Origin of the sequence: Gordonia sp. NPDC003585, assembly GCF_040610755.1 — a bacterium.
Classification (GTDB): domain Bacteria; phylum Actinomycetota; class Actinomycetes; order Mycobacteriales; family Mycobacteriaceae; genus Gordonia.
In genome coordinates, this window is the sequence record NZ_JBEXMX010000002.1 from 22,108 (window position 1) to 46,685 (window position 24,578).

Here is a 24,578-nt window from a genome sequence, read left to right on the forward strand (position 1 = left end):
TCAGATCCTTCCCGGTGGGTCGAGCGAGATCCCGTGGACCTCTCGGGTACCACCGAGCGGTACGACCGTGACGGTCATCTCGATGCCGGGCTCGAAGCGCACCGCCGTGCCCGCCGGGATGTCGAGCCGACAACCCCGAGCCGCGGCGCGGTCGAAGTCGAGCGCCGCGTTGGCCTGCGGAAAATGAACGTGGCTGCCCACCTGGACCGGCCGATCGCCGGTGTTGACCACCGCGAGGGTGACGCCCTGTGCACCCTCGTTAAGCTCGATCGTGCCGGGTGCAGCGATCACCTCGCCGGGTATCACGGATGAAATCCTCTCCGCCGGTTGCGATCCCGCCATCAACGCCTCCTCGCCTCGGTGTTGCCTCGCATGTGTCGACGTCGACGGTCAGTCGATCGGGTTGTGCACGGTGACCAGCTTGGTGCCATCCGGGAATGTCGCCTCGACCTGCACGTCGTGCAGCATCTCCGGCACTCCGTCCAAGACGTCCTCGCGGCGCAGGACCTCGCGTCCGGAACTCATCAGCTCGGCCACCGACCGGCCATCTCGCGCCCCTTCCAGGACGTGGTCGGTGATGATCGCGACTGACTCAGGATGGTTCAGCTTGAGGCCCCGACCTTGTCGTCGTCGGGCCAGTTCCGCCGCATACGAGATCAGCAGACGTTCCTGTTCATGCGGCGACAGTCGCACCGATATCTCTCCTGTTCCCGCCGGACACTGCGTCGGCCCGCACTCCGCGGTGGCAGAGGTGGGCAATGGAGTCATCCTGCCACGGAGTCGGCGTCATGGCTCGGTGAGCGGTTCGGCCCGAATCCCGGCGGACGTGCATGCGAGTCAGTCGGCGAGGGCGCCACCCTGCGACCGCAGTTCAGCGAGACGCGCCGGAGTGCACAGCGGCGCGATCGCGGCGACCTCATCGGGGGTGAAGGCTCCGGCAGCCACTCCCCGGCCGACGACGAGGGCAAGCGACATCGCGGTTGCCGGCTCGTCCATCACCTCGCCCGAACTGCGTTCGAAATAGGCCTGGAGCCGTGCCGCGGCCGTCGGCATCGCAGTGCGGAAGAAGCCGATCACCGCCATCCATCTGGTGATCAGGTGGCCCGGGTGCATGTCCCAGCCTTGGTAGAAACCCCGCTCCAGCGACCTGGTGACCAGCGCGTGGTGGCGCGACAGCGCCGCGGCGACCTGATCGGGGTCGCCCACCGGGACCACTTGGGTGGAGCCGTCACTCACCCACACCCCGGTCTGCGCCGCGGCAACCTGCATCACGGACTTCGCGTGGTCGGCTGCAGGATGGGCCAGCGACTGCTGCGCGGAGACGATGCCGCACGCGGCGCTGTAATCGTAGGTGCCGTAATGCACGCCGCTGATTCGGGGCCGGCCCCGATGAATCGCCTCGGCGACTGTCGCCCGACCGTCGGCACCGAGCACCGCCTGCGGGATCTCCACCTGAAGCTCGTAACGGAGCGTGCCATCGGAAATCCCGTGGGCGCGTTCGAGATCCGCGCAGATCAGGTTGACGGCGTCCACCTGACGGACGTCGCGCAGCTTGGGCACTGTGAAGACGAAACCGTCCGGAACCCCTCCCGCGGCGTCGAGCACCAGTTCCAGGGTCCTGATCCCACGCGCACGTTCTAGCGCGCCGAGGCCCTTCGCGCGGATCCCCGCGACCCGGGGCGTGTGTGGGCGGTCGGCGACCCAGGCGGCCAGCGTCTCGCCGGCACGCCGTGCGTCGGCATCCTCGACGGCGTCGGGTCGTCGGCCGTATCCGTCCTCGAGGTCGATGCGCAGATCGACGATCGGGTTGGACCGCAGTCGCGCGCGAGCGAGGTCGATCACCTCGGCCGTGGCGAGACCGCCGAGGGAGGCCGCGGCGGCGTCGGCGATCGCCAGTGCCTCGACACCCCACGTGGCGGGGGTGCCGGCCTCGGCGTCGGCGGCAGACACATACACCGTGTGGATCGGTTGAGAGACCGCGTCGTCGCCGGGGAAAAGGCGATCGAGGTCGGCGTCGACATCGTTGAGGATCGTCTCGACCGCCGATCGGGTGTCCGCGCGCAGCCCTCGATGGGCGTCTGGTCGCGGTTCACTCACCCCGGTCATCCCTCGGAGGGCAGCTCGATGTTCTGCAGACGAACCTGGCTTCGAGCCAGCAGCCGGTCACGCTCATCGGTCATCTCGACAGCCCACAACTGCTGGCGGCGGCCACGATGGATCGGTGCCGAACGTGCGGTGACGACACCGGAGCTGATCGACCGGAGGAAGTCCGTGTTGTTGTTCACCCCGACTGCGGTGCCGCCGATCCCGGCTTCCTGCAACCAGAAGTACCCGCTCATGCTCGCGACACTCTCGGCGACCGCACAGTAGACGCCGCCGTGGACGATCCCGAAGGGCTGGTGGTGCGCTTCGGTGATCTCGAGCGTCGCGTGAATCCCGTCGGCGCCGACCTCGACCGGCGTCAGGCCCAAAACGGCATCGAGGCCGCGACCGATCGACTCCCGCACGGCTTTCTCTGTATCCACTGTCATGAGTCCAACCCTGTCACGACTGTGTCGAGAACGTGAAAGGGCCGAGAACGTGAATGAGCGGGGAACGTCCATGCCGGCTCCGACGTTGAGTTCCCGACCATGGAAAACGGCCTCAAGAAACCGGTAGGCCCCACGTTTCGGATGAAACGTGGGGCCTACCGTGGCGTGGACCGGGGGTCTCTGCAGCCCTCAGGACACTCGCGCGGTCCGACGTGACTCTTAATGTAGGATAGCCTTACCAATACTGTCAAGGGCGGTTCGGAAGGCGAGTCGAGATCGGTCCCGACACCCACGTCAGGCACCGGATTTGACCGCGAATGCGGCGAGTAGGAGATACGACAGTAAAATGCGAAGGATGAATGGCTTGGGCGATCTGGAGCGTGCCGTCATGGACACGTTGTGGGCGAGTTCCACACCGCAAACCGTGCGTCAGGTGCATGCCACGCTGTCGCGCGATCGCTCGCTGGCGTACACCACCGTCATGACGGTGCTGCAGCGCCTTGCGAAGAAGAATCTGGTCACCCAGATCCGTGACGACCGGGCCCACAAGTACGTCCCGACCCATCCGCGCGAGGACCTCGTCGCCAGCCTCATGGTCGACGCGTTGAGCGAAGCCGATGCTCCTGGATCCCGCCACGCCGCCCTGGTGTCGTTCGTCGGTCGCGTCGGCGCCGATGAGGCCGCCGCGCTCCGCCATGCGCTCGATGAACTCGAAGCCGCACGCGGAGCTCCGGAAAACGGCTAGATTTTTCCCAGTACCTCAACAGCCCACCGCTAGGACCGCCAGATGACCGCCCTGCTTTTCGGCATCCTCACCTTGGTGCTGGTCGGCCCTGCCCCTGAGGCGCTCTCGCGCGCCAAGTGGCCGGTCCGCGCACCACGTGCGGCGATGACGCTATGGCAGGCGATCGCGCTGGCCGCCGTCTTGTCGGCATTCAGTTGTGGTCTGGCGATTGCGGCGAATCTGCTCGCACCCGGCCCGGACGGCACCCCGACGACACATCCGCTGCACGAGATCGAGCGGATCGGTCTGCCGCTGTGGGCGGTATACGTCGGTGTGTTCGCACTGACCCTGCTCATCGGGGCGCGACTGGCGTTCACCACAATTCGTGTCGGCCTGCGCACGCGAGCTCGGCGTGCCTCCCACCGCCAACTCATCGACATCCTCGATCGCTGCGATCGACGTGACGCATCCGATCCGCTGCACGCCCGCGACGTCCGGATGATCGACGTTGAGCAGCCACTCGCCTACTGCCTGCCGGGTTTGCGTCAACGCGTCGTCATCTCCGAGGGTGTGGTGCACCGACTCACCCGTTATGAACTCGTCGCGGTGATCGCGCACGAACGCGCACATCTGCGCGCCCGTCACGACCTGGTCCTGGAAGCGTTCATCGCACTTCACGAGGCATTCCCGCGGTTCGTGCGCAGCAGCTCGGCGCTCGGAGCAGTGCAATTGCTCGTCGAGGCGCTGGCCGACGACCAGGCGGTCCGGGCAACCACCCCCACCACGCTAGGTCGAGCTCTCGTCGCCTGTGCCGACGCCGTTGCTCCCCGCGGCGCCATGGCCGTGGGTGGTCCGACGACGCTGGCTCGGGTGCACCGGCTCGCCGACGACCGGCCCGCGCGCGCAGTGGCAGTGCTCGCCTACTGCGTTGCCGCCTCGATTCTGGTGGTCCCGACGCTCGCGGTCGCCATCCCCTGGCTCACCGAACTCACCCGCTTGCTGTCCGCCGCCTGACAGGGCGGAGGCGCCGAGGCTCGCAGGTCAGCCGCAGGACGGGCACCACCCGGCTCCACAATCCCAGGCCTCACCGGGACTCAGTCAGCCGCAGGACGGGCACCACCCGGCTCCACAATCCCAGGCCTCACCGGGACTCAGTCGGCCGCGTGTCGGGCCGAGGCAATAGGCTTGAGCCCATGAACAACGTCGAGTCATCGTCATCGTCTGCCCGGGCCCAGATCGGCGTCACCGGACTGGCCGTCATGGGTTCGAACATCGCGCGGAATTTCGCCCGTCACGGGTACACCGTGGCCCTACACAACCGGAGCATCGCCAAGACCGATGCGCTCATCGAAAACCATGGCGGCGACGGCGATTTCGTCCGCACCGAGACAATGGCCGAGTTCGTCGCGGCACTCGAACGGCCGCGCCGCGCCCTCATCATGGTCAAGGCAGGCGCGCCGACCGACGCCGTCATCGAGGAACTCGCCGACGTGATGGAACCCGGCGATGTGATCATCGACGGCGGCAACTCGCTCTACACCGACACCATCCGTCGCGAAGCCGCACTCGCCGAGCGGGGACTGCACTTCGTCGGGGCCGGCATTTCCGGTGGTGAGGAGGGGGCCCTCAACGGCCCGTCGATCATGCCGGGCGGCCCGGCCGAATCGTACAAGTCGCTCGGCCCGCTGCTCGAGGAGATCTCCGCGCACGTCGACGGTGAACCGTGCTGTACCCACATCGGCCCCGACGGCAGCGGCCACTTCGTCAAGATGGTGCACAACGGCATCGAGTACGCCGACATGCAGCTGATCGGCGAGGCCTACGACCTGATGCGCAAAGCATTGGACCTGCCCGTGACGGAGATCGCCGAGGTGTTCCGGCAGTGGAACACCACCGAGCTCGAGAGTTACCTCGTGGAGATCACCGCCGAGGTGCTCAGCCAGGTCGACGCCGAGACCGGCAAGCCGCTCGTCGACGTCATCGTCGACGCGGCCGGCCAGAAGGGCACCGGCCGATGGACCGTCAAGTCCGCACTCGACCTCGGCATCCCGACGACGGGAATCGCCGAGGCAGTGTTCGCTCGTGCGCTGTCGAGCTCGACAGCTCAGCGCGAGGCCGCACGCGGTCTGGCCGCAGGTGATCTCGGCGGCACCCCGACCGACAGTGCCGCGTTCGTCGACGACATCAAGGCGGCGCTCTACGCGTCCAAGGTGGTCGCCTACGCACAGGGCTTCGACCAGATCGCGGCCGGCAGTGCCGAATACGGCTGGGACGTGGACCGCGGGTCACTCGCCACGATCTGGCGCGGCGGCTGCATCATCCGTGCCCAGTTCCTCAACCGCATCCGGGAGGCCTACGCCGAGGACCCCGACCTGCCGAGCCTGCTGCTCGCGCCGTACTTCCGCGATGCGGTCGAGGCCGGCATCGACAGCTGGCGCCGGGTGGTTGCGACGGCCACCACCCTCGGAATCCCGGTGCCCGCGTTCGCGTCGTCGCTCTCCTACTACGACGGATTGCGCAGCGAACGCCTCCCGGCCGCCCTCACCCAGGGGCTGCGCGACTATTTCGGCGCACACACCTACCAGCGTGTCGACAAGCCGGGCACCTTCCACACGCTGTGGAGCGGCGACCGATCGGAAGTATCCGAATGACGGCGGGTCACACCTGATCGTGCGTTTCCTCTCCGGCCACGCGCCCACCCACGACCTCACCTACGACGACCTGTTCATCGTGCCCAACCGGTCGGATGTCACCTCACGCTTCGACGTGGACATCTCGACGTCCGACGGCACCGGGACGACGGTCCCGCTGGTGGTCGCGAACATGACCGCGGTCGCCGGCAAGCGAATGGCCGAGACCGTTGCGCGGCGCGGCGGTCTGGTTGTCCTGCCCCAGGATCTGCCGCTGGCGGCCGCGGCCGAGTCGATCACGTTCGTGAAGTCCCGGCACCTCGTCGCCGACACCCCGGTCGTCCTCACCGGCGACAATTCGGTGTCCGACGCGCTGGCTCTGCTGCCCAAACGCGCCCATGGCGCGGCCGTCGTCGTGGCAGAGCGCACACCGATCGGCATCGTCACTGAACAGGCGTGCGCCGGCATCGACCGGTTCACCCGGGTGCGCGACGTGCTGGAACCGACGATGGTGACATTGCCGGTGGACACCCCGGGCCGTGAGGTGTACGACGCACTCGGCGACCTGCATCTCGGCCTGGCGGTGCTGGTCCATCCGGACGGCACACTCGCCGGAGTGCTCACCCGGGTCGGTGCGCTACGACACGGGATCTACCGCCCCAATGTCGACACTCACGGACGGCTGCGGATCGCGGCGGCCGTGGGCATCAACGGTGACGTTGCGGGCCGGGCTCGAGCACTCGTCGACGCCGGGGCCGATCTGTTGGTGGTGGACACCGCGCACGGCCACCAGGAGAAGATGCTCGCCGCCCTGGACGCGATCGCCGCCGCCGATCTCGGCGTTCCGATAGCGGCGGGCAATGTGGTGTCGGCAGAGGGCACGGCGGACCTCATCAAGGCCGGTGCCTCGATCGTGAAGGTCGGGGTCGGGCCCGGTGCAATGTGCACGACGCGGATGATGACCGGAGTGGGTCGGCCGCAATTCTCAGCCGTAGCCGAATGTGCCGGTGCGGCAAAGGATCACGGGGCCCACGTATGGGCAGACGGCGGTATCCGACATCCGCGCGACGTGGCACTCGCGCTGGCCGCCGGAGCGTCGAACGTCATGGTCGGGTCGTGGTTTGCCGGTACGTTCGAGTCGCCCGGCGAACTGCAACGCGACGCCGACGGTCTCTACAAGGTCAGCTTCGGCATGGCGTCCAAGCGGGCGGTCGCGGCTCGATCCGCCAACGACAGCGCCTATGACCGGGAACGCAAGGCCCTGTTCGAGGAGGGCATCTCGAGTTCCCGAATCCGCGTCGACCCGGAACGCCCCAGCGTCGAAGATCTCATCGATCACATCTGCTCGGGCGTGCGCAGCGCCGCCACCTACGCAGGCGCACACAACCTCGTCGAACTGCACGACAAGGTCGTCCTCGGGGTGCAATCCGCTGCCGGGTTCGCCGAAGGACGCCCTCTGCCGGGCGGCTGGTGAGCCCCATGGACATCGTTCTCTACGTCGCCGGCCTGGTGGGCTTTGTTGCGCTCACACTCGGAACGGCACTGTTCGTGGCGGCCGAGTTCTCGCTGACCGCGCTGGAGCGATCGACCATCTCCGACGATGTGGCCACCCGCGGTGACCGCCGGTCACGCATGGTGGACCGGGCGCATCGGAGCCTGTCGTTTCAACTGTCGGGTGCCCAACTCGGCATCACCATCACCACCCTGATCACCGGCTACATCGCCGAACCGGTGCTCGCGACGCTGTTCACGCCGGCACTCGAGTCCGCAGGTCTGGGACCCTCGGTGGCGGCGGGTATCGCGCTGGCACTCGCCTTGATCATCGCGACCTCGCTGTCGATGGTGCTCGGCGAACTGATCCCGAAGAACCTCGCGATCGCCAAACCACTCGCGGTGGCCCGGTACACAGCCGGACCGATGACCTTGTTCTCGGCAGCCTTCCGCTGGGCCATCAACGGGTTGAACGGGTCCGCGAACTGGCTGGTCCGGCGTCTCGGCGTCGAGCCGGCCGAGGAATTGCGCTCGGCACGATCCCCACAGGAACTGGTGTCGCTCGTTCGCAACTCGGCACGCGCCGGCGCCATCGACGCCGACACGGCGACACTCGTCGACCGTTCGTTGCGGTTCGGCGAACTCACTGCCGAGGACCTGATGACGCCGCGGGTCACCGTTGTCTGCCTCGACCAGGCAGACAACGTGCGCGACCTCGTCGTCGCGGCGTCCCGGACCGGTCATTCCCGGTTCCCGGTGGTCATCGACGGGAACCTCGACGATCTGGTCGGCGTCGTCCACATCAAGCAGGCATTCACCGTCGCGCCCGAAGAGCAGGCGACCACACAGATCGCTTCGATCGCCCGCCCGGTGCCACGGGTACCGACAAGCCTCGACGGTGATTCGCTGATGGAACAGATCCGCGCCGACGGCATGGAGCTGTGTGTGGTCATCGACGAGTACGGCGGTACGGCAGGCATCGTGACGACCGAAGACCTGATCGAGGAGATCGTCGGCGACGTCACCGACGAACACGACGACGAACGAGCCGACGTCCAGGTCGAGGGTGAGGGGTATCTCTGCGCGGGCCTGCTCCGGATAGACGAAGTAGCAGACGCGGTCGGGTATCACGCTCCTGACGGCCCCTACGACACGCTCGGCGGTCTCGTGATGTTCGTACTCGGCCGGATCCCGGAGGCCGGCGACACGGTCGAACTCCCTGACCGCACGGCCGGTGTCGACGATCACGACGACGATGAGGACGACCTTCCCGACGGACCTGTCACCCGGTGGCGGGCGACCGTCCGGCAGATGGACGGACGGCGGGTCGACGTCGTCTCATTGCAGCCCATCTCGGATGGCGAATCAGCGGTCGAGGTCTCCGCACCGGCCCAGCGAGGGGTGAGTGCCGATGGGTGACGTGTGGGGTGTCCTGCTCGCGGTCGCGCTGCTCGCGGGTAACGCGTTTTTCGTCGGCGCCGAGTTCTCGCTGATCTCGGCCCGGCGCGACCGCCTCGAGGCGCTCGAGGAGAGCGGGAAGACGCGCGCTCGCACCGTCATTCGTGCCGGTGAACACCTGTCACTGATGTTGGCCGGTGCGCAACTCGGCATCACGATCTGCTCGATCCTGCTCGGCCGGGTCGCCGAGCCGGCGGTCGCACACCTCATCGAGAAGCCGTTGCATCTCGCCCACGTGCCCACCGCGCTGCTGCATCCCATCGCGTTCACCATCGCGTTGTCGTTGGTGGTGGTGCTGCACATCCTGCTCGGGGAGATGGTGCCCAAGAACATCGCGCTCGCTGGACCCGAAACCGCAGCGATGTGGCTGGTTCCGCCGCATCTCGGGTTCATCCGGATCATGCGTCCGCTCATCGGGTTCTACAACTGGCTGGCCAATTCCTCGCTGCGGCTGATGCGCGTCGAGCCGAAGGACGAACTCGACGCCACCGTCTCGACCGGCGAACTCGCCCAGATGCTCAGCGAGTCCGAAGAAGAGGGACTCATCGACGCCGAGGAACACGAACGGCTCACCCGTGCACTCAGCTCGGTGAGCCGCGCGGTGGCCGAGGTGATGATCCCGCTCGACAAGATGCGCAGCGTCGAGATCGAACGCGATGCCGCGACCGGCGGTACCGGACCGACCCTGGGGTCGATCGAGAAGGCGGTCGGCGACACCGGGTTCTCCCGATTCCCGGTGCGCGGTTCCGACGGCACCTTCACCGGGTATCTCCATCTCAAGGACGTGCTCGACGACATCCTCGACGAGCGCATCGGACCGGAGACGATCATCGGTGTCGACAAGATCCGACCGCTGCCGGTGATCTCGTCGACCACCCCGCTCGACGAGGCCACCGGAGCACTGCGGCGGACGAGTTCGCACCTCGGCGCGGTCGTCGACGAGAGTGGGCGCACCATCGGTGTCGTCGCGCTCGCCGACCTCGTGGAGGAATTCGTCGGGACCGTTCGGGACGAGACGCATCGCGTGTGAACGCCCCGGCCATCCTCACGCCCGCTCAGTGGCACGCTCGTCGTGACGCTTACGCCGACCGCGTCGAGCGGCTCGTCGGGCCGTACTTGCGTGCGCGGCGCAGCGGGGTCAAGCATCCCGTGCTCGATTTTCTGTTCACCTACTATTCGTCGCGTCCGGCGCACGTCCAGCGGTGGCATCCCGGCCTCGACACCGTGCTGTGCGACGCCGACGAGTACCTGGCGTTGCGCGGCTACCACCGGGTGGATGGTGGCGTCACCGCCTATCCCGACCACCTCGTCCGACGGTCGGAGAAGATCCGCGCAACCGTCGAACTCTTGGCGGTCACGGCGGGCCGATCCCCCCGTTTCGGGTGCTTCGGCCTGCACGAGTGGGCGATGGTCTACCGAACCGACGCCACCCGGCACGCCGTCCCGCTTCGGCTCGGCAGTGCCGGCACCGATTCGGTGGTCGAGTCGATGCCACTGCGCTGCACCCATTTCGACGCGTTCCGGTTCTTCACCGACGACGCCCGACCCCGCAACGCGGCGCCGCTGTCTCGAGACACGCAGGCCACACACGAACAGCCGGGATGCCTGCACGCCACGATGGACCTCTATCGGGCTTGCCTCACGATGACTCCATTTCTGCCTTCGGAACTGACCCTCGATGCGTTCGAGGTCGCGTTGTCGGCCCGCGAACTCGACATGCGAGCGAGCCCATACGACCTGCGTGAGTTCGGCTACCCGCCGGTCGCGATCGAAACACCCGAGGGTCGGGCTGCCTATGCCCGCGAGCAGACCGCGATCGCCGAGCGGGGCGCGGTGGTTCGGGCCGCTGTCGTCGAACGCGGACGTGCTCTGCTCGGTGAGCGTGTAGCAGGTCACCTAACCGGTTAGCCAGGTGAAGACGCCCGTTACCGACGAGTAGCATGGTTACGATCGAATACACCGATACTCCTCGCCCGGACCGAGGCGGACGCCTTTGCCCACGGTCCGACCGCGATGAGATTGCGCAGAAAGGCTGACATGTCCGACCGGATCACCGTCGACGGTTTGCAGGTCTCTTCCGTTCTCTACGACTTCATCAACAACGAGGCCCTCCCGGGTACCGGGGTCGACAAGGACGCCTTCTGGTCGGGTGCGGCTGCGGTCATCGCCGACCTCGCACCGCGCAACCGAGAGCTGCTCGCCGTACGTGACGACCTGCAGGCCAAGATCGACCAGTGGCACCGCGACCACAAGGGTGACCTGGACTTCGACGCCTACAAGGCCTTCCTCACCGACATCGGCTACCTGGTGGATGTGCCGGCCGACTTCCAGATCAGCACCGCCAACGTCGACCGCGAGATCAGCGAGACCGCGGGTCCGCAGCTCGTCGTGCCGGTCCTCAACGCGCGGTTCGCACTCAATGCGTCCAACGCGCGCTGGGGTTCGCTGTACGACGCGCTCTACGGCACCGACGTCATCCCGGAGACCGACGGCGCCGAGAAGGGCAAGACCTACAACACTGTTCGCGGCGACAAGGTCATCGCGTACGCGAAGGACTTCCTCGACAAGGCAGTTCCGCTCGAGCAGTGCAGTTACACCGACGTCACCGGTTTCGCGATCACCAGTGCCGGCAGCGCCGACAATGCCGCGTCGGTTCAGGTCACCTTGGCCGACGGCACCACCTCGACGCTCGCCGATCCGTCGGCGTTCGCCGGCTACCGCGGCGATGCGACCTCACCGTCGTCGATCCTGCTCCGCAACAACGGTCTCTACCTCGACATCGAGATCGACCCGACCTCGCCGATCGGCAAGACCGATCCAGCGGGCATCAAGGATGTCGTTATGGAGTCGGCTATCACGACGATCATGGACTTCGAGGACTCCGTGGCCGCCGTCGACGCCGACGACAAGGTGCTCGGCTACCGCAACTGGCTGGGCCTCAACAAGGGCGACCTGTCCGAAGAGGTCACCAAGGGCGGCAAGACCTTCACGCGTGTCCTCAACGGCAACCGTGAGTACAACGCACCCGACGGCACCGGATTCGACCTGCACGGACGGTCCCTGCTGTTCGTCCGCAACGTCGGTCACCTGATGACCAACGACGCCATCCTCGACGCCGACGGCAACGAGGTGGGCGAGGGCATCCAGGATGCGCTGTTCACCTCGCTCATCGGCGTTCACGGATTGTCGACCGACGCCGGTGTCCAGAACTCGCGTACGGGATCGATCTACATAGTCAAGCCGAAGATGCACGGCCCGGACGAGGTCGCCTTCACCGTCGAACTGTTCGGCCGAGTGGAGAAGGTCCTCGGTCTGCCCGAGAACACCCTCAAGGTCGGCATCATGGACGAAGAGCGCCGCACCACGGTGAATCTGAAGGCTTGCATCAAGGCGGCCGAAAGCCGTGTCGTGTTCATCAACACCGGCTTCCTCGACCGCACCGGCGACGAGATCCACACCTCCATGGAGGCCGGTGCGATGATCCGCAAGGGCGAGATGAAGCAGCAGAAGTGGATGCTCGCCTACGAGGACTCCAACGTCGACATCGGTCTGCACGCCGGGCTGCAGCACCGCGCGCAGATCGGTAAGGGCATGTGGGCCATGACCGATCTGATGGCCGACATGGTGGAGCAGAAGATCGGTCAGCCCAAGGCCGGCGCCAGCACCGCGTGGGTGCCGTCGCCCACCGGCGCGACCCTGCACGCCATGCACTACCACCTGGTGGACGTCTTCGAGCGCCAGGACGAGATCGCCAAGCGCGATCCGGCGTCGGTCGACGACATCCTCACCATTCCGCTTGCGCCCAAGACGGATTGGACCGACGAGGAGAAGAAAGAGGAGCTCGACAACAACTGTCAGTCGATCCTCGGGTACGTCGTGCGCTGGATCGACCAGGGCGTGGGCTGTTCGAAGGTTCCCGACATCCACGACATCGCGCTCATGGAGGATCGGGCGACGCTGCGGATCTCCAGCCAGCTGCTCGCGAACTGGATTCACCACGACATCGTCACCGCCGACGATGTGGTGGCCGCCCTGAAGCGGATGGCGCCGGTGGTGGACCGGCAGAACGAGGGTGATCCCGAGTACCGGCCGATGGCTCCCGACTTCGACTCGAGCATCGCCTTCCAGGCCGCCAAGGAGTTGATCCTGGAGGGTGCGAAGCAGCCGAGCGGCTACACCGAGCCGATCCTGCATCGCCGTCGCCGCGAGTTCAAGGCCGCCGCGACGGTCTGATCACCCGGCCCGGAAGTCTCCGAGACGATAGACGACGCCCCGGCCGCCTACCGCGCATCCCCGCGGTAGGCGGTCGGGGCGGTATCGTCAGACCCTGGTGACCGCTTCTGCGTGTGTGATGGGTCTCGCACGCTGTGCGTGTTCGTGTCGCGGTCACCGACCGATCGAGACCGGCACGACAGCACGGAGGGGCACCGACCTTGGCGCATCATCGGAGTACCGGCAGCGGTGGCGGGATCCGGAGCCGGGGTGTGAGCCGGGGACTGGTCTTCGCGTTGTTGTCGATCATTCTCGTCGCCGCGATCATCGTGGCCTGGCAGCATCTCGGTGACCGGATCGATCGGGAGGCCGACGAGGCAGCCGGCTCCTGCGTCGAGGGCCGGGAGACGGTGACCATCCGCACCGACGCCGACCTCGCACCCGGACTGACCGAGATCGCGGCCAACTATGCCAAGACCAACCCCGTGGTGCGCGATCACTGTGTGACTGTCACGATTCGTCCCGACGCCGACGCGAAGATCACCGCGGATGCGCTCGCCGGAACGTGGGACGACGCGTCGATGGGGACCTACCCGGCAGCGTGGATTCCGCAGTCGTCGGTGTGGGCGGCCAACCTGTCGGCCGTGAAACCCACTGCGATCGAGGGAACTCCCCGCTCGCTGGTCACCTCCCCGGTGGTGCTGGCGGTGTCCCCCGCCTTCAACCAGCAGCTGGGCGGAAAGCTCGACTGGTCGCAGCTGCCCACCCTGCAGCGCCGCGACGCGAGCCTCGCCGACGTCGGCCTGCCCGGCTGGGGATCGCTGCGCATGGCGATGCCCACCGAGCGGCAATCGGACTCGAGTGCGCTCGCCGCGCAGGCGGTGGCCGCCCAGGTGACGCGGACAACCGGCGCGCTCACCACGCAGGATGCGGCATCGGAGCGGGTGCGATTCAGCGTGCAAGCCCTGCTCGAGGGCGCACCGTTGTCACCCGACGGAACCCCGGCCGGGGCCGCCCGCGTCATCGCGGAGGGGTCGGGAGACCCATCGTCGACCCGCATCCACGCGGTGCCGATCACCGAACAGAAGCTCTATCAGGAGACCCGCAACGACGCGCAGGCCCGTCTCGCCGAACTCCTGCCGACCGGCCCCACTCCGGTGGCCGACTACCCGGTGGTGCGACTCACCGACGACCGGGTGTCGGACGTGGCCACCGACACCGTCGCCGACTTCGTCGAGTTCGCCGCCCAGCCCGACCAGTTGCGACTGCTGACCGCGCTCGGATTCCGTGGGGACGCACCACTGCCCGCCGCGACCGCGACGGTGACGTTCCCGCGCACCCCCAGCCCGATGCCGAGCCCCGAACCCGGCGCGATCGTGGCCATCAACCGACTCGTCTACGGACCGGCCTGACGCGTCGCCGGCGCGAGGCGTCGTGTCGAAACCACTGGCGAAACGACATTGTCATCTCGCCCAGCCTTCGAGGCTCTCGGCTTGGCGCCTCGAGCACCTCAGGCAGCGGAAAGGCTTGGCGCGCCGACCATCTCAGGGAGCGGTGGTGCTGCTGAACGCCTCGATCGGCGGACAACTGCAGACGAGGTTGCGGTCGCCGAACACGCCGTCGATGCGGCGCACCGACGGCCACACCTTGGCGCGTGCGCCGGCCGACGGCAGGCCCTGCGGATAGACCGCAACCTCGCGGGAGTAGGGGTGATTCCATTCTCCGACGAGGCATTCCGACGTGTGCGGAGCGCCTCGCAACGGGTTGTCCTCGACATCCCATTCGCCCGCGGCCACCTTGTCGATCTCCGCGCGGATGGCGATCATCGCGTCGCAGAAGGCGTCGATCTCGTCGAGATTCTCGCTCTCCGTCGGCTCCACCATCAGCGTTCCGGCCACCGGGAAGCTCATCGTCGGTGCGTGGAAACCGTAGTCGGCGAGACGTTTCGCAACATCGTCGACGGTGACGCCGGTCGACTTGGTGATTCCACGCAGATCGAGAATGCACTCGTGTGCGACGTAGCCGTGGTCGCCGGTGTAGAGCACCGGGAAGTACTCACCGAGGCGCGCGGCGACGTAGTTGGCGGAGGCGATCGCGGTCATCGTGGCCCGACGCAGCCCCGCCGCACCCATCATCGCGATATACGCATAGGTGATCGGCAGGATCGACGCCGACCCGTACGGCGCGGCCGAGATCGTGATGTCGCCCGGCAGCTCGGGCGCCAGCGGATGCCCCGGCAAGAACGGGGCCAGGTGCTCACGCACCGCCACCGGTCCCACACCCGGTCCGCCCCCGCCGTGCGGGATGCAGAACGTCTTGTGCAGATTCAGGTGACTGACGTCGCCACCGAAGTGGCCGGGCCGTGCCACGCCGACCAGCGCGTTGAGGTTGGCTCCGTCGACATACACCTGACCGCCCGCGTCGTGGACCGCCGCGCAGATCTCGCGGATGTCGTGTTCGAAGACACCGTGAGTGGACGGGTAGGTGATCATGATGGCCGCCACGCGACCCTCATTTGCCGCGATCTTGGCCGTCAGGTCGTCGAGGTCGACATCGCCGTTCTCGCGGCATGCGACCACCACGACGCGCATACCGGCCATCACCGCCGACGCCGCATTGGTGCCGTGTGCGCTCGACGGGATCAGGCAGACGTCGCGGTCGACCTCACCTCGACTCCGGTGGTAGCCACGAATGGCGAGAAGCCCCGCATACTCCCCCTGGGAGCCGGCGTTGGGCTGCAGGCTGACGCGGTCGTAGCCGGTCACGGCCACCAGCCAGTCCTCGAGGGTGGTGATGAGCTCGCGGACGCCGGCGGTGTCTGCACTCGGTGCGAACGGGTGCAGACCGGCGAATCCGGGCCAGGTGATCGGCTCCATCTCGGTGGCGGCGTTGAGCTTCATGGTGCACGACCCCAGCGGAATCATGCTGCGATCGAGCGCGATGTCCTTGTCCGACAGGGCGCGCAGATAGCGAAGCATCGCGGTTTCGGTGCGATACCGATTGAACGCCGGGTGGGTGAGGAACTCCGAGGTGCGCGTCTCGATCGGAGCGGCGAAGCCCCTCGGCTGCACCGATGCCGCGCTGAAGGCATCGAGCACCGCGGCGATGTCGGTATCGGTGGTGGTCTCGTCGCACGCGATCCCGACGACGTCGCCATCCACCCGGCGCAGGTTGATGCCGTGGCGCTTCGCTTGTGCCAGAACAGCGTCGGCCTGCCCGGGCGTGCGGACCTCGATCGTGTCGAAGAACGACGCGTGCGCGATCGCGAACCCTGCGGCCGCGAGGCAGTCGGCGAGACGCGCGGCATTGGCGTGGGTTCGTCGGGCGATCGCGCGCAGACCCTCGGCACCGTGATACGACGCGTACATCGCGGCGATGACAGCCAACAAGACCTGCGCGGTGCAGATGTTGCTTGTCGCCTTCTCGCGCCGGATGTGCTGCTCACGTGTCTGCAGGGCGAGCCGGTAGGCGAGGTTGCCATCGGCATCCTTGGAGATACCGACCAGCCGTCCGGGCAGTTGCCTGGCATGGCGCGTGTGGACCGACAGGTATCCGGCGTGCGGACCGCCGAAGCCCATCGGCACACCGAATCGCTGGGTGGTCCCGAAGCAGACGTCGGCGCCCTGCTCGCCCGGAGGCGTGATGAGGGTCAGCGCCAGAAGATCGGCTCCCACCGCCACCAGCGCACCCCGGTCGTGCGCGGCGTCGATGATCGGCGCGGCGTCGACGATCCGCCCGGAAGCACCGGGCACCTGCAGGACGATCCCGAAGAACTCACCGTCGGGCAGCCCACCATCGGGCAACCCGGGATGCAGAGACGCCTCGACGACGTCGATACCGAGCGGTTCGGCTCTGGTGTCGATGACCGCACGCGTCTGGGGATACAGGTCGGCGTCGACCACCAACCGGTTCGACTTCGACTTGCCCGCGCGGCGCATGAGGGTCATCGCCTCGGCCGCCGCGGTCGCCTCGTCGAGCATCGACGCTCCCGCGACCTCCATGGCGGTGAGGTCGGCGACCATCGTCTGGAAATTCAGCAACGCCTCCAACCGACCCTGGCTGATCTCGGGTTGATACGGCGTGTACGCGGTGTACCACGCCGGATTCTCGAGCACGTTGCGGCGGATGACCGCCGGCGTATGGGTGTCGTAGTAGCCGAGACCGATCATCGACCGGGCGACCGTGTTCGTCTCCGCCAGGCCGCGCAGCCGTTCGGTCACCTGGGTCTCGCTCATCGGTGCGGGCAACCCGGCCAGGGCATCGGCCTCGGTGTCGTCGGTGATGACCGCCGGCACCACCTGCCCGGCGAGTTCGTCGAGGGACGCGACGCCGATGAGGGCGAGCATGCGCTGTGTTTCGTCGGCATCCGGACCGACGTGGCGATCGACGAAGGCGGAAACATGGCTGTCGGACGACTCGGATGGCGATGCGCTCATGGTCGGGTCAACCTCTCACAGTTCCGGTCGGCATCGTTGTGCCCAACCGGTGGGCTGGCCCTCCCCCTCTGTCATGTCAACGGGTCGTCACCGACCCCGACGCCTGAGAGATTCGGTCACCGATTCGCGATCGACGACCTTTCACCGTGGGCGGACGAGCACTGCCGTCACTTTCCAGAGACGCCGTCAACACCACGGTCCTGGGTGCCTGAGAGTTTGACGAGGAGGTATTGCTCCTTCGGCGGCCACCCTGGACCAGTGATCCGGTGACGCTCTCCCGTGATGCAGCGACGCGTGTCCAGTTTAGGCCATGATCAACGACACACACGTCCTCGACTCGTGTGCCGCTCGTCGCACTCGTGTGAAGGACTAGCCGGTGCGACGCGCGCGGCTCTTGCGCCGGGCAGCCAGCTCGTCTTCCGGGGCGGGCTCGCTCACACCGCCGTCGGCACGCTCACCCGGGAAATCGGCGATCGTCCCGGTCAGCTCCCGCATCGCACCGCTGACCGCGATGCCGAAGACGCCCTGGCCGCCCTGGAGGAGGTCCACCACCTCTTCGGCCGACGTGCATTCGTAGACGGTCGTGCCGTCGGAGAACAGGGTGATCCGGGCGAGGTCCTCGACCCCGCGCTGGCGCAGGTGGTCGACGGCGACCCGGATGTTCTGCAACGAGATACCGGTGTCGAGCAGCCGTTTGACGATCTTGAGGACCAGGATGTCCTTGAAGGAGTACAGCCGCTGACTGCCGGAGCCGGCGGCGCTGCGGATCGACGGCACGACAAGTGAGGTGCGCGCCCAGTAGTCGAGCTGCCGGTAGGTGATCCCGGCGATCTGGCATGCACTCGGCACGCGATAGCCGATCAGCTCGTCGGGAACGGTGTCGTTGGGGAACAGCCCGGGCGCGATGTCATCGAGACTGCCCTGGGTCGCGGTCTGCTTCGGGCTCACCTGGGTCTGCGCCGGCTGGTCATCGATACCTGGCAGCGTGCTCTGATCCTGTGACGTGGCATCGTTGTCGACCGGCTGATCGCCCACTTCAGACTCCCTCGCAACGCTCGGATCGGACCGTCAGGAACTCCCCGGCACCAGCGCCTACTCTACGCGGTGCGGGTACCCGTGCACCCGATCATCTCTACCTCGCCTGTCGAATCAGGCGATGTTGACCTCGACGGTATGTCCTATGCGGTCGACGGATCAATGCGACGCGCCCGAACACTCGACGTCAACTCGAGATCGGCGCGAATGGTGACCTCGCGTTGCCCGTTCCGTTACCTGTGACCGCTCGGCCGCACGATCCCGGAAGCTCAGGCGCCGCTGGCCTTGAAGTCGTCGGGCGAGACGTTGTCGAGGAACTCTTTGAACTTCTCCACCTCGTCGTCACTCGGGGCGGGAGTCTCCTCGTCGGATTCCTCATCGGGGATGAGGAGTCCGGCTTCGGCGAGCACCTCCTCGTCGGCGATGATCGGCACGTCCGCACGCATCGCCACCGCGATGGAATCCGACGGCCGCGCCGACACCCGAAGATCCCCGGCGAAGACCATCTCCGCGTAGAAGGTGCCCTCCTGCATGTCGACGATGCGGACTTCGAGAAGCGTCTGCCCGAAATCGTTGATGAGGTTGACGATGAGATCGTGCGTCAGCGGCCGCGGAGGTTCGATACCCTTCTGCCGCAACGCAATCGACGCCGCTTCACTCTGCCCGATCCAGATCGGCAGATACCGTTGACCGTCCACCTCGCGCAGCAACAACACGGGCTGGCTCTGCGGTGGCTCCACCCGGATACCCACCACTCGCATCTCGCTCATTCCCACCACCTCCGTGTCGACGTGGACGTCACTTGAGAAGCATCAGTACTTTTGGTTTCCCCCGACGCTACACCGCAACGCCACGATGCGGCGGCCGACTTGAGGCGCCACCGAACCCCATCGAGAAGATGAGACTCCCAGGGCTCAATCCAGCGCTGCGCGCCGAGCTGTCAATCCAGCGCTCCGCGCACAGCTGTCAATCCAGCGCTCCGCGCACAGCCGCCTTGACGAGTTGGGTATGCAGCGTGACCGACAGCGCCGCGATCTCCCGCACGAGTTCTTCGGCACGGTCGCGCGCACCTGTCCCTTTGCCCTTCGCAATGGGACTCGCGATCTGCGCAACCAAACCGGCCTCGCGGTCGGCAGACACCTTGAAGGCCCGCAGATGCCGGGTCTCGAGCCCGTAGCTGGCGAGAGCAGCCGCGGCCTCCACGAGACGAACCGCGTCCTCGTCGAAGAACCCCGCCGGTCCGGCGGTCAACAGTCCATTGCGCTGCAATTCGGTGACGAAGGCCGAATCCACGCCGGTCCGTTCGATCAACGATTCCCGCGACACCCGACCACCCCGCGAACCGAAATCGGTTGCCGGGGCGACCGCACCTCGCGCAGACGTCAGCAAACGCGTCGGCCCCGACTCGGTGCCGTCGCCGGAGTCGATGGCGTCGAGTTGCTCCTTGATCACCTTCAGCGGAAGGTACCGGTCGCGCTGCGCCGTCAACACGAATCGCAGCCGCTCACAATCGGCCTCGCTGAATCGGCGATATCCGGACGGGGCACGCTCCGGGGTGATCAACCCTTCCGATTCCAGAAATCGGATCTTCGAGATCGTGATGTCCGGGAAATCGTCGCGCAGCAACGCGAGGACCGCGCCGATGGACATCGATCCCTCTGACCGTCGAGCCGAAGAGGCCGTCACGACGGTCAGGCGCCCGCTTCGTCGCGTGGGCCGCTGAGGAACACCAGGCGGAACTTGCCGATCTGCACTTCGTCCCCATTGCTCAGGGATGCGGTGTCCACCGGCTCACGGTTGACGTAGGTGCCGTTGAGGCTGCCGACGTCGACGACCTGAAACTCGTTGTCGCCGAGGCGGAACTCGGCGTGACGGCGACTCACGGTCACATCGTCGAGGAAGATGTCACTGTCGGGATGCCGGCCGGCGGACGTGGTCGCCTGGTCGAGCAGGAAGCGCGAACCCGCATTGGGCCCACGCTTGACGACAAGCAGCGCCGTCCCGGGCGAGAGTCGTTCGACCCCGGTGTCGGCGGGTTCATTCGAGGTCGGCGCACTCGCATCGAGCTCATTGATGAACTCCTCGCGGAATACCGAGGTGGTTTCCACCGGAGCCTCGAAGTCCTTGTCGTTATCGCTCACCGCTTCTCCTTCGTCATCATCGGTGCCACCCGATCTTCGGCCATCACCGAGGGGGCCCGGTTCACTGCACCCGTCCGCTCCAGTTCGGCCTGGAACATCGGTGCGTTCACGCGACCGGCATGTTCTTCACTCGCCCGCGATCGTCCGGAAACAACCGTACCGGTCACGCCGATCGCACCGGCAGGCGAGTCGTCTCCGGCACCGACGATCATATCCTCACCGAGGCACTCGCCACGGTCGTTATCCCTCGATGACGGCGCGGTATCCCGCCGCATCGAGGATGGCGTCGAGCGCCTCGGCGAGAGTTGCCTCGTCAGCGACCTCGATCTCCACCAGCCAACCCGAGCCGTACGGGTCAGAATTGACCAGATCGGGTGATGCGTCGAGTTCGTCGTTCACCGCCGAGACGGTGCCGTCGAGCGGACCGAAGATGTCGGAAACACTCTTCGTCGATTCGACCTCGGCGAAGGATTCACCTGCCTCGACGACAGCGCCGACCTCGGGCAGCTGCACGAAGACCACATCGCCGAGCGCGTCCTGGGCGAAGTCGGTGATACCGATTCGCACAAGCGTCGGCCCCTTCTTCTCCACCCACTCGTGTTCTGCGGTGTAGCGGAAGACTTCGGGTACCTTGCTATCGGTCACGTCTCAAACACCTTTCTCCTCGGTAGGAACTGTAGTGCGGTGGGCCGGCATCCGCCGCAAGACGAGGATCGTCTGATAGGCGTACAGGGCAAACGACCAGAGGTACAGCGCGACACCCCAGATCATGAATGCCCACCCGATCGGATAGCAGATCGTGCCGACCACCGAATCGAACTGGCCGGCAAGGATCCACGGGAACGCACTCATCAGCGCGAAGGTCGCCGCCTTGCCGATGTAGAGCACCGGCAGGGCAAGGATCCCCCTGCTTCGCAGCAACGGCGCGGTGGCGAACAGGGCGACATCACGAAGCACGATCACGGCGATCAGCCACCACGGCAAGAACTCCCGGATGCCGAACGCGACCGGGATGATCACGATGTACAGCCGATCCGCCGCCGGGTCCAGGAGAGCCCCGATCCGCGACGACTGATTCAGCAACCGCGCCAACTTGCCGTCGGCCCAGTCGGAGAAACCGGAGAACATCAGCACCGCGAACGCCCAGCCGTCCGCCTCCTCGACCAACAGCAGCCAGACGAACACCGGGATCAACAGCAGCCGCAACACGCTCAGCGCGTTGGGTACGGTGACAATCCTGTTGGGGACAATTCCGTCGGGCGCAGCCTCGTCGGGGACGCCCGTGTCCGGCGCAGTGTCGGACAAGATTTCAGACCTTCGCAGCGGTCACCGGAAGATTCCGATGATGCCTTGCAGAGTCTTCGCGCCGCCCGACGAGAAGAGGTTGTCGTGGACCATGTAGGTCCAGGTGGTCAGTGAGCGGTGGAGATCCGCGGTCCCGAGGTCGACCCCGTCGTTCGTGATCTCCGCCTCCAGGAACGTCTTGCGCGCCTCGGTGACCGCGTTGGCGGGCAGGTCGGCGAACTCGGCGAGGATGAGGCGGTGGAATTCGTCGAGCGGACTCTCCTTGCCGATGGCCCGCAGGTGGATGCTGGCGCGCACATCGGAGACAAACGCGAGGTGATCGGCCCACGCCCGGTCCAAGTGGTAGAGCATGATCTCGCGCGCCGCCTGAGCGAGTACGTCACGATCCACGGGTTCGGCAGCCGGCGTTGACTTCTCCTCGTCGGCAGCGTCGCCATCGGAGGCGTCGCTCTGGGAATCTGCGCTCTGGGAATCTACGGTCACGAAATCGTCGGCGCCGGAAGACGAGTCGTCGGATTTGGCGTCTGTCTTCGTTTCCTCGTCGGCCTTGCCGTCCGTGTCAGCCTTCGAGTCCGTGTCAGCCTTCGAATCCACGTCGGCCGTCGAATCCACGTCGGCCTTCTTGTCCTCGACCTTTTCGCCGCTCAGCTCCGCATAACGCTCGGGCTCGAGGTCGGCGAGTTCGTCGATCGCGGTGTCGGTGGTCAGCACCTTCATCCGGCGCTCGACCACGATCTCGCGCTGCTGATTGACCAGCTTGTTGTATCGCCATGTGTTGGCATGCAATTCGAGCATCACGCCCTCGGCGACACGCTGAGCCTGCTCTATCAGGTCGATACCCTTGCCACCCATCGAGCCATCGTCGTTGGGCGAGACGGGATCACGCTTGAATGCGAGGTTTCGGGTGACGACGGGATCTTCGAGGCTCGAGAAGAACACCGACACCCCCGGGTCGCCCTGTCGTCCCGCGCGGCCACGCAACTGAAGGTCGAGGCGCTCCGTGTCGTGGCGCCCGGTGCCGATGACACAGAGACCGCCGAGTTCGACGATCTCGTCGCGTGCCTCCTCGTCGTCGTGCGAGCCGCCGAGCCGGATGTCGGTGCCTCGACCGGCCATCTGTGTGGACACGGTCACCGCATTCTTGGTGCCGGCCTCCGCGATGATCTTCGCTTCCTCGGCGTCGTTCTTCGCGTTCAGGACCACCGAGGACACGCCCGCCTTGTCCAGGAAGTAGGCGAGTTCCTCGGACTCCGCGACATCGTGCGTGCCGATCAGGATCGGCTGCCCCGTCTCGTGGATCTCCTTGACGTATTCGACGATGGCCTCGACCTTGTTCGCCTTGGTGTCGTACACGCGGTCGGGCAGATCGTCACGGATGTTCTCGGAGTTCGGCGGAATCTGCGAGATGCGCAGTTCGTAGAACTGACGGAACTGCTCGCCGGCGGCCACCGCGGTACCGGTCATGCCGCACACCTTGGGGTAACGGCCGACCAACGCCTGCACGGTGATCGTGTCGATGACCTCACCGTCACCGGTCTGGGCGAGCCCCTCCTTGATCTCGACCGCGGCCTGCACTCCGTCGGGCCAGCGCTGGAGTTGCGCCACACGACCACGCGACGCATTGATCAGGTGCACTCCGCCGTCGCGCACGATGTAGTGAACGTCGCGCTCGAGGAGATAGTGGGCGTGCATCGCGACGTTGACATGCACCAGCGTCGTGCCGACATGCTCCTCGTCGTACAGATTGATACCACCGAGTTCGGCCTCCACGAACTCGGCGCCCTCGTCGGTGAGCGTCACGTTGCGGCCGTCGGAATCGACGTCGAAGTGCTTGTTCTTCAGACGGGAGACGACGTCGTGGATCGCCTCGTCGGGCACCTCGGTCTCCGTCGATCCGGCCAGCACCAGCGGGATGAGGGCCTCGTCGACCAAGACGGAATCGGCCTCGTCGATGATGGCGACGTCGGGCTTGGGCGAGACGAGGTCGTCGGAGGTGAGGGCCAGCTGATCGCGCAGGACGTCGAACCCGATCTCGTTGACCGACCCGTAGGTGACGTCGCCGTTGTAGGCGCGTTTGCGTTCCTCGCGCGTGGAGTTCTCCGAGACCGCATGCACAGTCATCCCGAAGATCTCGAAGAGCGGCTTCATCCAGTCCGCGTCGCGCGTGGCCAGGTAGTCGTTCACCGAGATGACGTGCACCTGATGGCCGAGCTGGACGTAACCGACGGCGGCGATCGCACCGGCCAGCGTCTTGCCTTCACCCGTTGCCATCTCGATGACGTCGCCTTCGAGGAGGCGGAGCGCACCCTGGAGTTGCACATCGAACGGTCGCAGGCCGATGGAACGGTCCGCGGCCTCCCGCGCCAGCGCCAGGAATTTGGCCCGATCGCGGTCGTTCGACGCGATTTCGAGCTTCTCCACTTCGCGCACGAAATCGTCGTCGTCGAGGTCGGCAGCCCAGTCGGCATGGGTCTCGGCGTCCTTGATCACGCCCACCGACTTCGACTGGTTGCGTGTCGACTGCGCCCCGAGCAGTCGCCACATGCTGTTGGTCAGCTTTCCCACCGAACACTTCTCCTGATCAATCGTCGGCCATCTGCAACCCACCTGCGGCG

The 24,578-nt window shown here is 66.5% G+C and carries 22 protein-coding genes and 1 riboswitch; of the genes, 9 read left to right on the top strand and 13 right to left on the bottom strand.

Annotation, left to right across the window (positions count from 1 at the left end; all coding sequences use genetic code 11):
* From ABZW74_RS00650 to ABZW74_RS00665, 4 genes are all read right to left on the bottom strand, one after another.
* The gene (locus ABZW74_RS00650; RefSeq protein WP_240857147.1) at positions 1-342 is read right to left on the bottom strand and encodes an urease subunit beta; all 342 of its coding nucleotides are present in this window, start codon (positions 340-342) and stop codon (positions 1-3) included.
* A gap of 48 nt (positions 343-390) precedes the next feature.
* Positions 391-693: an urease subunit gamma gene (locus ABZW74_RS00655; RefSeq protein ID WP_240857148.1), complete on the bottom strand. Its 303-nt coding sequence runs from the start codon at positions 691-693 to the stop codon at positions 391-393.
* A 144-nt stretch (positions 694-837) separates the two neighbouring features.
* Complete coding sequence (locus tag ABZW74_RS00660) at positions 838-2,106, bottom strand: aldolase (protein ID WP_355272881.1); 1,269 nt, start codon at positions 2,104-2,106, stop codon at positions 838-840.
* Positions 2,103-2,531 (bottom strand): PaaI family thioesterase, encoded by a 429-nt coding sequence (locus ABZW74_RS00665; RefSeq protein WP_240857150.1) that lies wholly within the window; start codon positions 2,529-2,531, stop codon positions 2,103-2,105. The genes ABZW74_RS00660 and ABZW74_RS00665 overlap by 4 nt, the downstream gene beginning before the upstream one ends.
* Positions 2,532-2,877: 346 nt before the next feature.
* Between ABZW74_RS00665 and ABZW74_RS00670 the strand changes: the two genes are divergently transcribed.
* The 9 genes from ABZW74_RS00670 (at position 2,878) to ABZW74_RS00710 (ending at position 14,458) form a co-directional block, all read left to right on the top strand.
* Positions 2,878-3,276: a BlaI/MecI/CopY family transcriptional regulator gene (locus tag ABZW74_RS00670; RefSeq protein ID WP_240857151.1), complete on the top strand. Its 399-nt coding sequence runs from the start codon at positions 2,878-2,880 to the stop codon at positions 3,274-3,276.
* Positions 3,277-3,318: 42 nt separating this feature from the next.
* A complete protein-coding gene (locus ABZW74_RS00675) occupies positions 3,319-4,269 on the top strand; it encodes a M48 family metalloprotease (protein WP_355272885.1) in 951 nt (316 codons plus the stop codon).
* A gap of 179 nt (positions 4,270-4,448) precedes the next feature.
* The gene (gndA, locus tag ABZW74_RS00680) at positions 4,449-5,906 is read left to right on the top strand and encodes an NADP-dependent phosphogluconate dehydrogenase (protein WP_240857153.1); all 1,458 of its coding nucleotides are present in this window, start codon (positions 4,449-4,451) and stop codon (positions 5,904-5,906) included.
* Between the two features lie 19 nt (positions 5,907-5,925).
* Positions 5,926-7,359, top strand: coding sequence for a GuaB1 family IMP dehydrogenase-related protein (locus tag ABZW74_RS00685; protein WP_355272889.1), 1,434 nt, complete (start codon positions 5,926-5,928; stop codon positions 7,357-7,359).
* A gap of 5 nt (positions 7,360-7,364) precedes the next feature.
* Complete coding sequence (locus ABZW74_RS00690) at positions 7,365-8,795, top strand: hemolysin family protein (RefSeq protein WP_355272892.1); 1,431 nt, start codon at positions 7,365-7,367, stop codon at positions 8,793-8,795.
* Entirely contained in the window at positions 8,788-9,864 is a 1,077-nt protein-coding gene (locus ABZW74_RS00695; RefSeq protein WP_240857156.1) for a hemolysin family protein, read from the top strand. The genes ABZW74_RS00690 and ABZW74_RS00695 overlap by 8 nt, the downstream gene beginning before the upstream one ends.
* A complete protein-coding gene (locus ABZW74_RS00700) occupies positions 9,861-10,742 on the top strand; it encodes a 3-methyladenine DNA glycosylase (RefSeq protein ID WP_355272895.1) in 882 nt (293 codons plus the stop codon). Before ABZW74_RS00695 ends, ABZW74_RS00700 begins: the two co-directional genes overlap by 4 nt.
* 129 nt (positions 10,743-10,871) lie before the next feature.
* On the top strand, positions 10,872-13,067 hold the full coding sequence (locus ABZW74_RS00705; protein WP_240857158.1) for a malate synthase G: 2,196 nt from the start codon (positions 10,872-10,874) through the stop codon (positions 13,065-13,067).
* Positions 13,068-13,267: 200 nt separating this feature from the next.
* On the top strand, positions 13,268-14,458 hold the full coding sequence (locus tag ABZW74_RS00710) for a hypothetical protein (RefSeq protein ID WP_355272898.1): 1,191 nt from the start codon (positions 13,268-13,270) through the stop codon (positions 14,456-14,458).
* A gap of 132 nt (positions 14,459-14,590) precedes the next feature.
* On the opposite strand, the gene gcvP is transcribed toward ABZW74_RS00710, so the two are convergent.
* The 9 genes from gcvP to secA2 form a co-directional block, all read right to left on the bottom strand.
* On the bottom strand, positions 14,591-17,482 hold the full coding sequence (gene gcvP / locus ABZW74_RS00715) for an aminomethyl-transferring glycine dehydrogenase (protein WP_355272901.1): 2,892 nt from the start codon (positions 17,480-17,482) through the stop codon (positions 14,591-14,593).
* Between the two features lie 185 nt (positions 17,483-17,667).
* Positions 17,668-17,772: riboswitch (glycine riboswitch) on the bottom strand.
* 79 nt (positions 17,773-17,851) lie between these two features.
* Positions 17,852-18,517, bottom strand: a complete 666-nt coding sequence (locus tag ABZW74_RS00720) for a MerR family transcriptional regulator (RefSeq protein WP_240857161.1) — start codon at positions 18,515-18,517, stop codon at positions 17,852-17,854.
* A gap of 269 nt (positions 18,518-18,786) precedes the next feature.
* On the bottom strand, positions 18,787-19,287 hold the full coding sequence (locus ABZW74_RS00725; RefSeq protein ID WP_240857162.1) for a bifunctional nuclease family protein: 501 nt from the start codon (positions 19,285-19,287) through the stop codon (positions 18,787-18,789).
* Between the two features lie 196 nt (positions 19,288-19,483).
* Positions 19,484-20,167 (bottom strand): MerR family transcriptional regulator, encoded by a 684-nt coding sequence (locus ABZW74_RS00730; protein ID WP_240857163.1) that lies wholly within the window; start codon positions 20,165-20,167, stop codon positions 19,484-19,486.
* Between the two features lie 41 nt (positions 20,168-20,208).
* On the bottom strand, positions 20,209-20,658 hold the full coding sequence (gene garA, locus ABZW74_RS00735) for a glycogen accumulation regulator GarA (protein WP_240857164.1): 450 nt from the start codon (positions 20,656-20,658) through the stop codon (positions 20,209-20,211).
* Positions 20,655-20,870, bottom strand: a complete 216-nt coding sequence (locus tag ABZW74_RS00740; RefSeq protein WP_240857165.1) for a hypothetical protein — start codon at positions 20,868-20,870, stop codon at positions 20,655-20,657. Before ABZW74_RS00740 ends, garA begins: the two co-directional genes overlap by 4 nt.
* Before the next feature lie 28 nt (positions 20,871-20,898).
* Positions 20,899-21,303, bottom strand: a complete 405-nt coding sequence (gene gcvH, locus ABZW74_RS00745) for a glycine cleavage system protein GcvH (protein WP_240857166.1) — start codon at positions 21,301-21,303, stop codon at positions 20,899-20,901.
* 3 nt (positions 21,304-21,306) lie between these two features.
* On the bottom strand, positions 21,307-21,909 hold the full coding sequence (locus ABZW74_RS00750; protein ID WP_240857201.1) for a CDP-alcohol phosphatidyltransferase family protein: 603 nt from the start codon (positions 21,907-21,909) through the stop codon (positions 21,307-21,309).
* Positions 21,910-21,984: 75 nt separating this feature from the next.
* Entirely contained in the window at positions 21,985-24,528 is a 2,544-nt protein-coding gene (secA2, locus tag ABZW74_RS00755) for an accessory Sec system translocase SecA2 (protein WP_240857167.1), read from the bottom strand.
* Positions 24,529-24,578: the final 50 nt, after the last annotated feature.